At 51.2% G+C, this 16,468-nt stretch carries 12 protein-coding genes and 1 pseudogene; all 13 read left to right on the forward strand.

Annotated features, from left to right (window positions below; genetic code table 11):
• The first annotated feature begins 165 nt into the window (after positions 1 to 165).
• Positions 166 to 953 (forward strand): annotated as a pseudogene (gene otsB, locus KQP84_RS11070) (trehalose-phosphatase).
• Complete coding sequence (otsA, locus tag KQP84_RS11075; protein ID WP_215846574.1) at positions 950 to 2,386, forward strand: alpha,alpha-trehalose-phosphate synthase; 1,437 nt, start codon at positions 950 to 952, stop codon at positions 2,384 to 2,386. The pseudogene otsB and the gene otsA overlap by 4 nt, the downstream one beginning before the upstream one ends.
• A 1,007-nt stretch (positions 2,387 to 3,393) precedes the next feature.
• Positions 3,394 to 3,744 (forward strand): flagellar transcriptional regulator FlhD, encoded by a 351-nt coding sequence (gene flhD / locus KQP84_RS11080; protein ID WP_215846575.1) that lies wholly within the window; start codon positions 3,394 to 3,396, stop codon positions 3,742 to 3,744.
• Complete coding sequence (flhC, locus tag KQP84_RS11085; RefSeq protein ID WP_215846576.1) at positions 3,744 to 4,322, forward strand: flagellar transcriptional regulator FlhC; 579 nt, start codon at positions 3,744 to 3,746, stop codon at positions 4,320 to 4,322. The genes flhD and flhC overlap by 1 nt, the downstream gene beginning before the upstream one ends.
• Positions 4,323 to 4,451: 129 nt before the next feature.
• A complete protein-coding gene (gene motA, locus KQP84_RS11090) occupies positions 4,452 to 5,339 on the forward strand; it encodes a flagellar motor stator protein MotA (RefSeq protein WP_215846577.1) in 888 nt (295 codons plus the stop codon).
• Positions 5,336 to 6,280, forward strand: a complete 945-nt coding sequence (gene motB, locus KQP84_RS11095) for a flagellar motor protein MotB (RefSeq protein ID WP_215846578.1) — start codon at positions 5,336 to 5,338, stop codon at positions 6,278 to 6,280. The genes motA and motB overlap by 4 nt, the downstream gene beginning before the upstream one ends.
• A gap of 10 nt (positions 6,281 to 6,290) precedes the next feature.
• Positions 6,291 to 8,273 carry a chemotaxis protein CheA gene (gene cheA, locus KQP84_RS11100; protein WP_215848259.1) on the forward strand — a complete coding sequence of 661 codons (1,983 nt, stop codon included), beginning with the start codon at positions 6,291 to 6,293 and terminating at the stop codon, positions 8,271 to 8,273.
• Between the two features lie 23 nt (positions 8,274 to 8,296).
• Complete coding sequence (gene cheW / locus KQP84_RS11105) at positions 8,297 to 8,791, forward strand: chemotaxis protein CheW (RefSeq protein ID WP_215846579.1); 495 nt, start codon at positions 8,297 to 8,299, stop codon at positions 8,789 to 8,791.
• Positions 8,792 to 9,075: 284 nt separating this feature from the next.
• Entirely contained in the window at positions 9,076 to 10,743 is a 1,668-nt protein-coding gene (locus KQP84_RS11110; protein WP_215846580.1) for a methyl-accepting chemotaxis protein, read from the forward strand.
• Between the two features lie 366 nt (positions 10,744 to 11,109).
• The gene (locus KQP84_RS11115) at positions 11,110 to 12,672 is read left to right on the forward strand and encodes a methyl-accepting chemotaxis protein (protein ID WP_215846581.1); all 1,563 of its coding nucleotides are present in this window, start codon (positions 11,110 to 11,112) and stop codon (positions 12,670 to 12,672) included.
• 108 nt (positions 12,673 to 12,780) lie between these two features.
• Positions 12,781 to 14,457 (forward strand): methyl-accepting chemotaxis protein, encoded by a 1,677-nt coding sequence (locus KQP84_RS11120; protein ID WP_215846582.1) that lies wholly within the window; start codon positions 12,781 to 12,783, stop codon positions 14,455 to 14,457.
• A gap of 82 nt (positions 14,458 to 14,539) precedes the next feature.
• Entirely contained in the window at positions 14,540 to 15,412 is an 873-nt protein-coding gene (gene cheR, locus KQP84_RS11125) for a protein-glutamate O-methyltransferase CheR (RefSeq protein WP_215846583.1), read from the forward strand.
• Positions 15,412 to 16,461: a protein-glutamate methylesterase/protein-glutamine glutaminase gene (locus KQP84_RS11130; RefSeq protein WP_215848260.1), complete on the forward strand. Its 1,050-nt coding sequence runs from the start codon at positions 15,412 to 15,414 to the stop codon at positions 16,459 to 16,461. The genes cheR and KQP84_RS11130 overlap by 1 nt, the downstream gene beginning before the upstream one ends.
• Positions 16,462 to 16,468: the final 7 nt, after the last annotated feature.

Below are 16,468 nucleotides of genomic sequence, written 5' to 3' on the forward strand. Positions count from 1 at the left end.
TAACGGTGTGGTTTTTGGTTCTCCCTCCTTGCCCCCGAATTGGCCTTGTGTCACCCCTGTTGCTGGTTTCCCCTCTTTCAGAGACATCCTCTGGTTTTTAAGTCATCACGCGGTTAGCGTTGATAACCATTTTTTACAAGCAAATTGGAACAAAGGAGAAGACACGTGACCCAAGCGGCAAATCACTCTGCCACGTTACCGTCATTGAGCGGCGGTCTGTATGCCTTCTTTTTTGATGTAGATGGCACGCTGGCAGCGATTCAGTCCCGGCCAGAATCTGTGTTCATCCCTGCTAACGTCATTGATCAGCTGCAGCAGCTCTCGTCACTCTGCAACGGCGCATTAGCGCTGGTATCAGGACGACCTATTGCGCAACTTGATGCTTTATCCGCACCGTTAAAAACGCCTGCAGCGGGCGTACATGGTGCCGAACGGCGTGACTCACAAGGCGAATTTCATCGGATTACGTTGCCGGTAGAAGTGGAACAAACGTTACGAGAAGAGTTACAGCACGCCATGGCGCAATGGCCAGGAACGCAGCTTGAGAGTAAAGGCATGGCCTTTGCACTGCATTATCGTCAGGCGATGCAGCATGAACAGGATGTGATGCGTTTGGCTGAACAATCGGTGAAACGCTTTCCAGGACTGGCACTTCAGCCAGGGAAATGCGTCGTCGAGATCAAACCGCAAGGCATAGATAAAGGCGCGGCCATTCGCGACTTTATGCAAAAACCCCTTTTACCGGACGCATTCCGGTATTTATTGGTGATGACCTGACGGATGAGAAAGGATTTCTCACGGTAAACGCCATGCAGGGTATTTCCGTTAAGGTTGGCGAAGGCGCAAGCCAGGCGCGCTATCGACTGAATGATGTCGATGCCGTCTACGGCTGGCTGGAGCGCAGTTTATTACAATTAAAACATGACAACGTCGGTAAGGAGTTTAGGTTATGAGTCGTTTAGTGGTTGTTTCTAACCGTATAGCTATTCCTGATGGGTCAAAATCCAGCGCAGGCGGCTTGGCTGTCGGTATTCTTGATGCGTTGAAAAGCACCGGCGGCCTGTGGTTCGGTTGGAACGGTGAAATTAGCGAATTTTCTGGTGAAGAAGAAGATGATACTGCCCAAGTGGAACACGACGGCATTACTTACGCCTCTTTTCCACTGAGTCAGAACGACTATGATCTTTATTATTGCCAGTTTTCTAATACTGTCATTTGGCCCGCTTTTCACTACCGTCTGGATTTAGTCCAATTTCAGCGTGAAGCCTGGGACGGATATTGTCGGGTTAATGAAGAAGTTGCCCAGCGTTTAAAACCGCTGATTAAACCAGACGATATATTATGGATTCACGATTATCATCTGTTGCCTTTTGCGGCGGCTCTGCGCAAAGCGGGAATTAAAAACCGCATCGGCTTCTTCTTACATATTCCATTCCCTACGCCAGAGATCTTTAATGCACTGCCGCCGCATCAGGAATTGCTGGAAATGCTGTCTGAGTATGATCTGTTAGGTTTCCAGACTGAATCAGATCGCGTGGCTTTCCTCGACAGCATGAGTCAGCTCACTCAGATGCAAAATAAAGGCAATAATTTGCACCGTGCCTTTGGTAACACCTTTATGACCGAGGTATACCCAATTGGTATTGAGCCGGACAGCATTAAAGAGATGGCAGAAGGGCCGCTACCGCCAAAAATGGCGGCGATGAAGCGCGAATTAGGCGATGCACGCAATATCATCGCCTGTGAACGTCTCGACTATTCCAAAGGTTTGCCAGAGCGTTTTCTGGCCTACGAAGCGCTGCTGGAAAATTTCCCAGAACACCGCGGCAAGATTCGTTATTCGCAAATTGCGCCCACCTCACGCGGTGACGTGCAGGCGTATCAGGACATTCGTCATCAGCTGGAAACCGAAGCCGGTCGTATCAACGGTAAATACGGTACGCTTGGCTGGACGCCGCTCTATTACCTTAACCAGCACTTTGATCGCCGTCTGTTAATGAAAATCTTCCGTTTAACGGATGTCGGTCTGGTTACGCCGCTGCGTGATGGCATGAACCTGGTGGCAAAAGAGTACGTAGCGGCGCAGGACCCTGATGACCCGGGTGTGCTGGTGTTGTCGCGTTTTGCTGGCGCCGCTAACGAACTGACATCTGCCCTGATCGTAAACCCTTACGATCGTGATGAAGTGGCGGCTGCACTCGATAGAGCCATTACGATGCCGCGTACTGAAAGGATTTCGCGCTACAACGACATGATGGCGGTGCTACGTAAAAACGACATTACCGCATGGCGTGAGCATTTCCTGAAAGATTTAGAAAGCCTCGCATCGCGCGATGATGAACAGGCATCAGAGAACAAAGTGGCAGCTTTTCCTAAGCTTGCTTGATTGATCTCAACAGCAGCACGCCAGGGACGGCATGCTGACACGCTTTGCCCGGGTTAATCGGCTACATATCCTTCACTTTCCCTCTCTAACGCCTACTAACGTGACTAAACAATTAATAAGCGCAGCGAGATAATTTAGCTGCACTTTAGCTAAATAGCCTTCTGTCGCGTCTTTATCGCCATTCATACGCTTTTTTCTGCCCGATCCCTAAAGTTTTTACTACCAGCGCCGATAGTTCTTACGCACAAATGTATACATTCCACGATTCATTCACTCTGCTTATGTAACCCATTGTTACATCTGCTGTCTTACGCTAAACACTCATTCCCGTCTGTTAACGTTTCGTTGCCTGAATGCAGGAAAACCCCGCACCTTGCCTTAACGCTTCCATTACTCACACTGCGTAACATTACCTATAAGTGATTAATTTAAAAGAAAATTACTTGAGGGTTATTTAGCATATTATTCTACTTACACTGTTTACGTTGGTCTTAAATAGGGCATTAAAACCATTAACACAGATAAAAGATCGCCTTAACTTCTCCCTCTGCAAAATAGAGTGCGAAAAGTCTTAATAAAACCTTTGAAAGGACTAATTAAGGCGTTTATAAGGGAAATTTGTACAAAAAGTAATCAACTGGTTGGTGATGGTGAAGCGTTACTGAAGAAATTTGCCTTAAAAGTGTGATCTACGTCACACTTTATCTAAAATTTCACGGGAGTGTCGTTGTATGTAGAAATCAGACGATATAGATTTGCCTTGTTTTAAGAATAGTCTTAAAAAATGTAAGAAGACGTCACGGAAGATGGTTACAAACTCAAGAATAAAATGGCCTGGAGTTTTGACTTTAGACTGGTTCGGTTTCTCCAAAGAAACGAGACAGACTTCAATGACCATATGCTTTAAATGATTTTATTTTTGCCATCTTTAGATTTACCAACCAGCAGCTCGATACGCAGATATATATTTGCGGAAGTGTTTTGTCGCATCTCTCAGGATGGAAAAAATGGGCACATCTGAATTACTAAAACATATTTACGATCTTAACTTGTCATATTTGCTGCTTGCGCAGCGTTTAATAAACCAGGAAAAAGCGTCTGCAATGTTTCGCCTTGGTATTGATGAAAAGATGGCTAATGCTTTATCTGAATTAACGTTGCCAGAAATGGTTAAATTAGCAGAAACGAACCAATTGATTTGTCAGTTTCGCTTTTCCGACAGCACGCACATTAATCGCCTGACGCAAGAATCTCGTGTGGATGATTTACAACAAATTCATACGGGTATTTTATTATCCAGCCGTTTATTGCGTAATGCGTCTAAAGATGACGCGCCTGCTAAGAAGAGGGCGATGTAATGTCTGAGAAAAGTATTGTTCAGGAAGCACGTGATATTCAGCTCGCGATGGAGCTGATCACGTTGGGTGCTCGCTTGCAGATGTTAGAGAGCGAAACCCAGCTAAGTCGTGGTCGCCTGATTAAATTATATAAAGAGTTGCGCGGCAGCCCACCGCCAAAAGGGATGCTGCCTTTTTCTACCGACTGGTTCATGACCTGGGAACAAAATATTCACGCGTCGATGTTCTGTAACGCCTGGAAGTTCCTGTTGAAAACCGGTTTGTGCAGCGGCGTTGATGCCGTCATTAAAGCGTACCGTCTTTATCTTGAACAGTGTCCGCAAGCAGACGAGGGCCCGCTGTTGGCGCTCACGCGCGCCTGGACCTTGGTACGATTCGTTGAAAGTGGCATGCTGGAATTAACAGACTGCAAATGCTGCAATGGTAGCTTTATTAACCATGCGCATCAGCCTGTTGGCAGCTTTGTATGCAGCCTTTGCCAGCCGCCATCACGTGCCGTAAAAAGACGTAAACTTTCTGCAGATACTGCCGATATCTTTCCACAACTGCTGGATGAACCGGTTAAACACGCCGTTTAAGTTTGTTCGCACTGTGGAAGCCATCCAGCAGCGGTTAATACCGCTGCTTTTTTTGCTTCCGATTTGCTAACAACCATTGCGGCTTTCTGGCTTAACTTCCCCAACACGTTACGGACGTAAGGAATTTTTGTGCTGATAATTTTGGGTTATATCGTGGTGTTAGCGTCCGTGTTGGGCGGCTACGCGCTGGTAGGCGGCCACTTGGGCGCGCTTTATCAACCCGCTGAATTATTAATGATCGGCGGAGCCGGGTTAGGAGCCTTTTTGGTCGGTAACAATGGCAAGTCTATTAAGAAGACCTTAAAAGCGCTGCCGCTATTAATGCGGGGTTCTAAATATAACAAAGCCATTTATATGGATTTAATGGCGTTGCTGTACCGCCTGATGGCGAAATCTCGCCAGCAAGGCATGTTATCGCTGGAAAGTGATATTGAAGATCCCAGTCAGAGTGAAATTTTTGCTAATTATCCGCGCATTTTAGCCGATAAGCAGCTGGTGGATTTTATTACTGATTATTTACGTCTCATGGTCAGCGGCAACATGAACGCGTTTGAAATTGAAGCGCTGATGGATGAGGAAATTGAGACCTACGAACACGAGTGTGACGTACCGGCTCAAAGTATAGCGGCGATAGGGGATGGCTTACCGGCATTCGGCATCGTGGCCGCGGTGATGGGAGTGGTGCACGCATTGGCTTCAGCCGATCGTCCGGCAGCCGAGTTAGGTGCGTTAGTAGCCCACGCCATGGTCGGCACCTTCTTGGGGATTCTGTTGGCGTATGGCTTTATTTCACCGCTTTCTTCGGTGCTGCGTCAGAAATGTGCTGAATCAACCAAGATGATGCAATGCATTAAAGTGACGTTGCTCTCAAGCCTGAACGGGTATGCGCCGCAAATTGCCGTGGAGTTTGGTCGTAAAACCTTGTACTCGGCTGAACGTCCCTCTTTCAGCGAACTGGAAGAGCACGTGCGTAACGCGAAGAACCCGGCGAAACAGACTTCGGATCAGAGCTCATGAATAACGGCAATCGCCCAATTGTGCTGGTTAAAAAGCGCAAGTCTCACAAACATGAAGGAAGTCATGGCTCGTGGAAAATTGCCTATGCCGACTTTATGACGGCGATGATGGCATTTTTTATGGTGATGTGGCTGCTTTCAATCGCTAGCCCAAAAGAGCTGGTGCAGATTGCCGATTACTTCAAAACGCCCCTCAAAGTGGCGTTAAGTGGCGGGCCACGTAGCAGCGACAGCGTTAGCCCGATTCCGGGTGGCGGTGAGGATTACACCCAGAAAACCGGTGAAGTCAAAAAAGAACCGAATCTGGATGGGGAGAAACGCAAGCTGGATGACATTCGTCTGAATCGCCTGCGCGAAAAACTCGACCAGCTGATTGAGGCCGATCCGCGCCTTAAAGCGCTGCGTCCGCATTTGATTATCAACATGGTGGAAGAAGGGCTGCGCATTCAGATCATCGACAGCCAAAATCGACCGATGTTTAAAACCGGCAGCGCCGAAGTAGAACCTTACATGCGCGATATTTTGCGCGCCATCGCGCCGGTGCTAAATGACATTCCTAACCGCATTAGTCTGGCCGGGCATACCGATGATTTTCAATATGCTGGCGGCGATCGGGGATACAGCAACTGGGAGCTTTCAGGCGATCGTGCCAACGCTTCCCGTCGCGAATTAGTGGCTGGCGGCCTCGACAGCGGCAAAATCTTGCGTGTGTTGGGCATGGCCGACACCATGAAATTGAAAAACCGTGGCGGCAATGACGCTGTTAACCGCCGCATTAGTTTACTGGTGTTGAACCACGACACCGAAGCGGCAATAGAAAAAGAAAACGCAGAAAGTGATGCCGTCCAGATCAGCGATCCGGCGGCAATTGAACAGATTACCGCACCGCCAACACCAGAAGGCAGCGCGGTGAATACAGCAGCCCCGTCACAACCGAGGTGATCCCGTGAGCATGGACATCAGCGATTTTTACCAGACGTTTTTTGATGAAGCCGATGAGCTGTTAGCGGATATGGAACAACACCTGTTGGGACTTGATCCCCAGGAACCAGACTCCGAACAGCTTAACGCCATCTTCCGCGCCGCCCATTCTATAAAAGGCGGAGCCGGTACTTTTGGCTTTACGGTATTACAGGAAACCACTCATATCCTGGAAAACATTCTGGATGGTGCTCGTCGCGGCGAGATGCAGCTCAGCACCGACATCATCAACCTGTTTTTGGAAACCAAAGATATTATGCAAGAACAGCTCGATGCCTATAAAACCGCGCAAGAGCCAAACGCGGAAAGCTTCAAATATATCTGTGAAGCGTTACGCCAGCTGGCGTTAGAGGCAAAAGGTTTACCGGCCAACGTCGCTGTGCCCGCTGCTGCTGCGCCCGTCGAGGTTGCACCAGGCACCGGTGGGTTGCGTGTCCAGTTAGTCGATCTCAAAGAGCGCGAAGTCGATTTGATGCTGGAAGAGATGGGCAACCTCGGCACGTTAAGTAACGTGCAGAAGGGCAGCAACTCTCTGGAAGTCAATATTGACGGCGTCGGCAAAGATGACATCGTTGCGGTGCTCTGTTTCGTGATTGATGAAGCGCAAATTCGTTTCCCTGAAGCGGCTCAAGTGGCTGAAGCGCCAACCAGCGCACCGGTCGTTGCCGCACCTGTTGTGACAGCCGTTGAAACCGCGACCGTGACAGACATTCCGGTTGCGGCTAAACGCGAAAGCAAGCGCGTTGCTGCGCCCGCCAAAGCCAGCGAATCCAGCAGCATTCGTGTTGCGGTAGAAAAGGTCGATCAGCTGATTAACCTGGTCGGTGAACTGGTGATTACCCAGTCGATGCTGGCACAGCGTTCCGGTGAACTTGATCCTGTCGCACATGGCGATTTGCTGAACAGCATGGGACAGCTGGAGCGTAACGCCCGCGACCTGCAAGAGTCGGTGATGTCGATTCGTATGATGCCGATGGAATATGTATTCAGCCGCTTCCCGCGACTGGTGCGCGATCTTGCCAGTAAGCTGGGCAAGGAAATCGAGCTAACGCTGCTTGGAAGTTCAACTGAACTCGATAAGAGTCTGATCGAACGCATTATCGATCCGTTAACCCACTTAGTGCGTAACAGCCTCGATCACGGTATTGAAACACCCGAAAAACGTCTGGCTGCAGGCAAAGTGACCACCGGTAATTTAACACTGTCGGCGGAACATCAGGGAGGCAATATCTGCATTGAAGTCTCTGATGATGGTGCCGGTCTGAACCGTGAACGTATTCTCGCTAAAGCGCTCTCTTCTGGCCTGCCGGTCAGCGAAAACATGAGCGATGAAGAAGTCGGCATGCTGATCTTTGCACCCGGCTTCTCTACCGCTGAGCAGGTGACCGATGTGTCCGGGCGCGGCGTTGGCATGGACGTGGTGAAACGTAATATCCAGGAAATGGGTGGCCACGTTGAAATCGCGTCGAAGCAGGGCAAAGGCACCACCATCCGTATTTTGCTGCCGTTGACGCTGGCGATCCTCGACGGCATGTCCGTTCGCGTCGCTAACGAAGTGTTCATTCTGCCGCTTAATGCGGTAATGGAATCGCTCCAACCGCGTGCCGAAGAGCTGAAACCGTTGGCGGGTGGCGAATGCGTGCTGGAAGTGCGCGGTGAATATCTGCCGCTGGTGGAATTGTGGAACGTATTTGATGTGCGGGGCGCGAAAACCGAAGCGACGCAAGGCATCGTCGTCATTCTGCAAAGCGCCGGCAAGCGTTATGCGCTGCTGGTGGATCAACTGATTGGTCAACATCAGGTCGTCGTGAAGAATCTGGAAAGTAACTATCGTAAAGTGCCGGGCATCTCTGCGGCCACCATCCTTGGCGATGGTAGTGTGGCGCTGATCGTGGATGTTTCTGCGCTGCAATCACTCAACCGTGAAAAACGTGTGGCTGGCGCTGCCGCCTGATTGATAAAGAAAGGGTAAATAACATGACTGGAATGGCAACCGTGACAAAAATCGTTGGCGAAACCGTCGGCCAGGAGTTCCTGGTCTTCACGCTGGGCGATGAAGAGTACGGCATTGATATCCTCAAGGTTCAGGAAATTCGTGGTTACGATCAGGTAACACGTATTGCGAATACGCCAGAATTCATCCGTGGCGTTACCAACTTGCGTGGCGTAATCGTGCCGATTATCGATCTGCGCGTGAAGTTTTCCCAACCGGATGTGGAGTACAACGACAACACGGTAGTGATCGTGTTGAACCTGGAAAACCGCGTAGTGGGTATCGTGGTTGACGGCGTGTCTGATGTGCTGTCATTAACGCAAGACCAAATTCGTCCTTCACCAGAATTTGCCGTGACCATGTCTACCGAATACCTGACAGGGCTTGGCGCACTCGGCGATCGCATGCTGATTTTGGTCGACATCGAAAAGTTGCTGAGCAGCGATGAGATGGCGTTAGTGGATGGGCTGCGCGCCTGATTCTGCAATCACGGATCGGCCTTTGGTCGGTCCGTGATATACCCGTCCTACTTCAAGTCGCTGATGCGTTGGCTGCTCTTATTCACCCAAATTACTGAATTTGGTCAGCTCATTGGGGGTCACTCGTTTGCCGCCTTCCAGCGATTCGAATGATATAGGGTATAGTTCATTACTGAAACATTCACTTATAAATCAAATAATAATAGTTATCCTCTCTCTAATTTCTTCTCTCTGCTTGCCGATAATTCGTTCGTCTTTTATTACACATTTTTTCAGGGTCAATCATGTTATCAAAAATCCGTGTTGTAACCAGTTTACTGCTGGTGTTACTGATGTTCGGCTTGTTGCAGCTCATTTCCGGCTCAATTTTTTATAAAGCGCTAAGCCACGATAAGCAGAGTTTCGCGGTGTCGCAGTTAGCGAGCAAAAACACTGATGCGCTAAATGATGCTTATATGAACCTTAACCAGAGTCGCGTTGCATTGACTCGCGTTCAGCTTCGTATGGCAACCAGCAAACTGTCCGGTAAAGAGGCCGATGTTGAAGCATTGTTTAGCGACAGCCAACGTTTTCAGGAGCGTGGTGCTAGCTTCTATAAAACCTTTAAAACCACGCCAGATACGCCGGGACAAAATGCCCAGCTCAATAATCAGCTGGATGAATCCTACGCCGCGTATGCTGCTGCGTTAGGTCAACTGCACTCAGCGTTGATGGCTGAAGATATGGACGGTGCGGCTAAAGCGCCCGTTGCACCGAGCCAGAGCGCTTTCCTGAAAATTTATACCGACTGGCGTACCGATCAAAACCGTCTGACCGCTGCGGGTGTCGAAGAAAACGCCCATGCTTACGATCGCATGTTAGGGATCCTCGGTCTCATCACAGCGCTGGTTATTATTATTATTGCGTTGTGTTGGGTCGGGATGCGCCGCGTGCTGATCAATCCGCTAAACAGCAATATCACCCATATCCAACACATTGCTCAGGGTGATTTGACCCAATCTATTGTGGTGGAAGGGCGCAATGAAATGAGTCAGTTAGCCGCGAGTCTGCATGAAATGCAGCAGTCGCTGGTGCGCACTGTGAGCAACGTGCGCGACGGTTCAGATGCCATTTTTACGGGCGCGAGCGAAATCTCAGCCGGTAACAACGATCTCTCTGCGCGTACAGAGGAACAGGCCGCTTCGCTGGAGCAAACCGCTGCCAGCATGGAGCAACTCACCGCGACCGTGAAGCAGAATGCTGAAAATGCACGTCAGGCATCCAAACTGGCGCTGAGCGCCTCAGAAACCGCGCAGAAAGGCGGTAATGTGGTGGATGGCGTGGTGAAAACCATGAGCGATATCGCCGGAAGTTCCAAGAAAATTGCGGATATTACCAGCGTGATCGATGGCATCGCCTTCCAGACTAATATTCTGGCACTGAACGCTGCCGTAGAAGCTGCGCGTGCTGGAGAGCAGGGACGAGGTTTTGCCGTAGTTGCCGGTGAAGTGCGTAATTTGGCCCAGCGCAGTGCGCAAGCCGCAAAAGAGATCAAAAGCCTGATCGAAGATTCTGTGAATCGTGTTAACACCGGCTCTGCCTTAGTGGGCACCGCAGGCGAAACCATGAGTGATATCGTCAGCGCGGTAACGCGCGTCACCGATATCATGGGTGAAATCGCGTCGGCGTCAGATGAGCAGAGTCGCGGTATTGATCAGGTAGGCCAGGCGGTAACAGAGATGGATCGCGTGACCCAGCAGAATGCCTCGCTGGTAGAAGAATCGGCTGCTGCAGCGGCTTCCCTGGAAGAGCAGGCCAGCCGTTTGAGTCAATCGGTTGCGGTGTTTAAAGTTCGCCGCGAGCAGGCTGTTCAGACGTTAACTAAGCCGATCCCGAGTGCTGCGCCTACGTTGAATACACCGCGTAAAGCATTGACTACGCCGGTTAATGATACGAACTGGGAAACGTTTTAAGCATTCTCTTTAGTACCGTGATGCGGGATTTTACACTCGCATTGCATTCAACATCCCGTGCTTTTCAGACGAAAAGCACGGGCCACTGCGTAACGATGGCATAAACAGCGCCCTGTGGCGGACGCTTTACGCCGCGACCGAGCTTCCCATCTTCATAATCGCTACGTGCCGTTTGTTTTCAACATGTCAGCTCACGCCTTCCCTGAACGCATTACCCATCCCGCCGCAAATACCCACACAAAATAAACGACTACTTAGATTAATTACAAAAGTCAGTTGTTTTGTAAAACAGGGAAAACCCACTAACAAATCCCATTTCAGCGCCGATATAGCTGCTGCACCTTAACCAATTTTCCGGGGAAAAAGATGTTGAAACGAATAAAAGTGGTGACCAGCCTGATCGCAGTCTTGGTGATTTTTGGCGCTTTACAGTTACTTTCGGGCAGCCTGTTTTGGTCGGCTTTAAACAAAGATAAAGAAGCATTCGCACTGTCACAAATCTCAACACGCAACGTCACAGCAATGAGCGATGCGTGGATCGAACTTAACCAGACGCGTACCGTGCTCAACCGTGCGATGTTGCGTTTGCAAACCAACATGGCGTCGAAAATCAACGGCGGCAATCTAAATGACCTGATTAATCAGGCAAAACAACAGCTGGCAGTAGCCGATCGCTCTTTCCAGGTTTATTACAACTTACCGGGTACGCCAGGGTTCGATAACGTTATACGCGATCGCCTTGAGGCGGATTACGCAAATTACCATGATGGCTTAAAAGCGATGCTGGAACGTTTGCAGGCCAACGATCTGGAAGGGATGTTCAAACAGAACATCGAACAGAAACAGAACGATATGAAAGTCAGCTACAGCGAATGGCGTGCAAAACAGACTGAGCTTTCTGAGCAAGGTTTATTACAGAACCAAAAAGCCTTCACGCAGATGATGTGGTTGCTGGGTATTGTGGCGGCCTCGGTGATTGCGGTAATCGCTGCATGCTGGTTTGGTCTGCGTCAGGTTTTGATTCAGCCGCTGCATCGGGTGCTGGAGCATATTCGCGCTATCGCTGCGGGCGATTTAACCCAACCGATTAGCGTGGAAGGGCGCAATGAAATGAGCCAGCTGGCGGCAGGTTTGCAGGAAATGCAGCAGTCGCTGGTGAACACCGTCAGTGATGTGCGCGACGGATCTGACGCTATTTTTACCGGCGCGAGCGAAATCGCCGCCGGAAATAACGACCTTTCTGCGCGCACCGAAGAGCAAGCAGCCTCGCTGGAGCAGACCGCTGCCAGCATGGAACAGCTTACCGCAACGGTAAAACAGAACGCTGACAACGCCCGTCAGGCCTCGCAATTGGCACTGACGGCATCTGAAACGGCACAGCAGGGCGGCAAAGTAGTGGATGGTGTGGTCAGTACCATGAAAGAGATTGCCGGCAGTTCGAAGAAAATCGCCGACATTATCAGCGTGATTGATGGCATTGCTTTCCAGACCAACATCCTTGCACTCAACGCGGCAGTAGAAGCGGCTCGCGCCGGTGAGCAAGGCCGGGGTTTTGCCGTGGTGGCCGGTGAAGTACGCAGTCTGGCGCAGCGCAGCGCCCAGGCAGCGAAAGAGATCAAAGGCTTGATCGAAGACTCGGTTTCCCGCGTCAATAGCGGTTCGTTACAGGTGGAAAGCGCCGGGAGCACCATGAGTGACATCGTCGGCGCGGTGACTCGCGTAACCGACATCATGGGTGAAATCGCCTCTGCGTCTGACGAGCAGAGTCGCGGCATTGAGCAGGTGGGCCAGGCGGTGACTGAAATGGATCGCGTGACCCAGCAAAACGCCTCGCTGGTTGAACAATCTGCGGCGGCGGCGGCGGCACTTGAACAGCAAGCCAGCGCATTAACGCAGGCCGTTTCGGTGTTTAAAACGATTCGCACATAACCTCGGTATCTCCTTTCGGCGGCGGCGGGTCCAATCCGTGCCGCCGCACATAAAGTTCCCTTCACTCGCGCCGATAAACAGAAGTGAATCGCAACCAATGAGGTGTTTATGTTTAGTCGAGTACGAGTTGTCTCCGGCCTGCTGTGCGTGCTGGCATTATTTGCCTTGCTACAGCTGTTTTCCGGGGGAATGTTTTTCAAAACGGTAAGTTCTGACAAAGAGAACTTCGCTTATAACCAACGTCTGAGCACCTTACAGCAGGCGATGGGCACCTCATGGGTATCATTGGTTCAGGCACGTAACACCCTGAACCGTGCCGGGATCCGCTATCTGCAAGATGCACAAATGTCCGGTTCCGGTGCCAGCGTTAAAGAGTTAGTGGCGCTGGCCAGCAGCGAATTAAAACGCGCAGAACAGGGCTTCGATACCTTCAACGCCAACCTGTCAGAAAAAGGCAAAACCGCAGAAAACGTGTTGACGCTGCAAGCTAACTACAAGGCGTATCACGATGCGCTGGCTGAGCTGATCGTGTTTTTGAACAGCGGCAACTTCAAAGGATTTATTGACCAGCCTACGCAAAGTTACCAGGACAAATTCCAGACAGATTACGACGCGTGGATGCGTTACAACCTGGTGCTCGCCAAGCGCGGTGTGGAAGCCAATAACGACGCTTATCAACGATCTATCTCTATCGTGATTGGCACATTGTTCGTCACGCTTTTGGTGATTGTACTGGTGTGGAATGTGATGCGCAGCGTACTCATTCGCCCGCTGAAACAGAGCATGGAACATATTCAGCATATTGCGCGTGGTGATCTGACTCAGTCCATTGACGTTACCGTGCGTAACGAAATCGGTGAATTACTGAGCTCATTGCAAAATATGCAGCAAGAGCTGGTGCGCACTGTACGGACGGTGCGTGATGGTTCCGATGCGATCTATACCGGTGCCAGCGAAATCGCCGTAGGTAATAACGATCTCTCTTCACGTACCGAGCAACAAGCGGCCTCGCTGGAGCAGACCGCTGCCAGCATGGAGCAGCTGACTGCGACGGTGAAGCAGAACGCGGAAAATGCGCGTCAGGCTTCGCAACTGGCCCTTAACGCCTCCGAAACCGCGCAGCAGGGCGGCAAAGTGGTGGATGGCGTGGTCACTACGATGAAGGAAATCGCCGGTAGCTCGAAGAAAATCGCGGACATTACCAGCGTGATTGATGGTATCGCCTTCCAGACCAACATCCTCGCCCTGAACGCCGCTGTGGAAGCCGCACGTGCCGGTGAACAGGGTCGTGGCTTTGCGGTGGTTGCCGGTGAAGTACGCAGCCTGGCGCAGCGTAGTGCGCAGGCTGCAAAAGAGATCAAAGGGTTGATTGAAGATTCCGTGAGCCGCGTTAATACCGGTTCGGTGCTGGTGGAAAGCGCTGGCGACACCATGAGCGAGATCGTCAGCGCGGTGACGCGCGTTACCGACATCATGGGCGAGATCGCCTCTGCATCTGACGAACAAAGCCGCGGTATCGACCAGGTTGGCCTTGCCGTGACTGAAATGGACCGCGTCACGCAGCAGAACGCCTCGCTGGTTGAAGAGTCCGCAGCGGCGGCCGCAGCCCTGGAAGATCAGGCCAGCAACTTAAAACAAGCCGTATCAGTGTTCAATATTGGTAAAGAATTTGTCGCCCAGGCCGTTAACAAGACAACGGCGCCAAAAACTCTCCGATTGGATGCGCCGCTGGCGGTTGCCCGTCAGTCTGGTTCTCGTAGTGACGATAACTGGGAAACCTTTTAATCGCCTGGATGGCCCAGCCCTGAAACAGGGTTGGGCATAGCAGCAGATCGTTAATGTGTTTAGTTCAGTGCCAGGTGCAGAAATGAAGAAATCGACGTTATTGGATCAAAGTGAGGCGACGACGCTGCTGTCGCAAATGGTTCAGCGTTTACCGCTCTCAGATACGCATTTTCGTCGTATCAGCCAGTTGATTTATCAACGAGCAGGTATTGTGCTGGCCGATCACAAGCGCGAAATGGTTTACAACCGTTTGGTTCGCCGCCTGCGCACGCTGAACATAGATGATTTTGGTCGTTATCTGGCGTTGCTGGAACACGATCCTAACAGCGCTGAATGGCAGGCATTTATTAATGCATTAACCACCAACCTGACGGCGTTTTTCCGCGAGGCGCACCATTTTCCTATCCTCGCTGAACATGCACGTAAGCGGCAGGGCAGTTTCAATGTATGGAGTACCGCTGCGTCTACCGGCGAAGAACCTTACTCAATCGCCATGACGCTGGCTGAAACGCTGGGTAGCGGGCCGGGTAAATTTCAGGTCCATGCCAGCGATATCGATACGCAGGTTTTAGAGAAAGCCGTGGCAGGTGTTTATCGCCATGAAGAGTTACGCACGTTGTCACCGGCGCAGTTGCAGCGCTTTTTCCTGCGCGGCACTGGTCCGCATGAAGGCATGGTACGGGTACGGTCTGAACTGGCCAGTACGATCACCTACGCCCAGCTTAATTTGCTGGCGAATGACTGGAAGGTGCCGGGGCCGTTCGATGCGATTTTCTGCCGCAACGTGATGATCTATTTCGATAAAGAGACGCAGGAAAAAATTCTGCGTCGGTTTGTCCCGCTGTTGAAGCCAGGCGGCATTCTGTTTGCTGGTCACTCAGAGAACTTTAGTCAAATCAGTAAAGAGTTTTGGCTGCGTGGGCAAACCGTCTATGGACTGACTAAGGAAAGATGATGAGCAAAATCACCGTGATGTGCGTGGATGACTCTGCGCTGATGCGTCAGTTGATGACGGAAATCATCAACAGTCATCCCGATATGGAGATGGTTGCTACCGCGCCCGATCCTTTAGTTGCCCGCGATTTGATTAAGCAGTTCAACCCGCAGGTACTGACGCTGGACGTAGAAATGCCGCGCATGGATGGGCTCGACTTTCTGGAAAAGTTGATGCGCTTACGTCCAATGCCGGTGGTGATGGTTTCTTCGCTGACCGGTAAAGGCTCGGAAATCACGTTGCGAGCTCTGGAGTTGGGCGCGGTGGATTTTGTCACCAAACCGCAGTTGGGTATCCGTGAAGGCATGCTGGCTTACAGCCAGATGATAGGCGACAAAATACGTGCGGCGGCGCGAGCTCAATTGCATGTGCGTACCTCAACGCCGGTGCCGGTCAAGCTGAAAGCGGGGCCGCTGCTGAGCAGCGAAAAGCTGATTGCGATTGGATCGTCAACCGGCGGTACCGAAGCGATTCGTCACGTGCTGCAACCGCTGCCGGCCACCAGCCCAGCGCTGCTGATTACTCAGCATATGCCGCCCGGGTTTACCCGCTCTTTTGCTGAACGCCTGAATAAGCTGTGCCAGATCACGGTGAAAGAAGCCGAAGATGGTGAGCGAATTCTTCCCGGTCACGCCTATATTGCGCCCGGCGCGATGCACATGGAGTTGGGCCGTAGCGGCGCTAACTATGTGGTGAAACTCAATGAAGGGCCACCGGTTAATCGGCACAAACCGTCAGTAGATGTGCTGTTTAGATCGGTGGCGAGTAACGCTGGACGCAACGCGGTGGGCGTGATTCTCACCGGGATGGGCAACGACGGCGCGGCGGGGATGCTGGAAATGCATCGTGCTGGCGCCTGGACCATCGCCCAAAGCGAAGCCAGCTGTGTGGTATTTGGCATGCCGCGTGAGGCAATTGCCGCAGGCGGCGTGAGCGAAGTCGTGGATTTAAGCAACATCAGTCAGCATATGCTGGCGAAAATTAGCGCCGGACAGGCATTGCGTATTTAACAGGCCC

The organism is Candidatus Pantoea bituminis, from assembly GCF_018842675.1.
GTDB lineage: Bacteria > Pseudomonadota > Gammaproteobacteria > Enterobacterales > Enterobacteriaceae > Pantoea > Pantoea phytostimulans.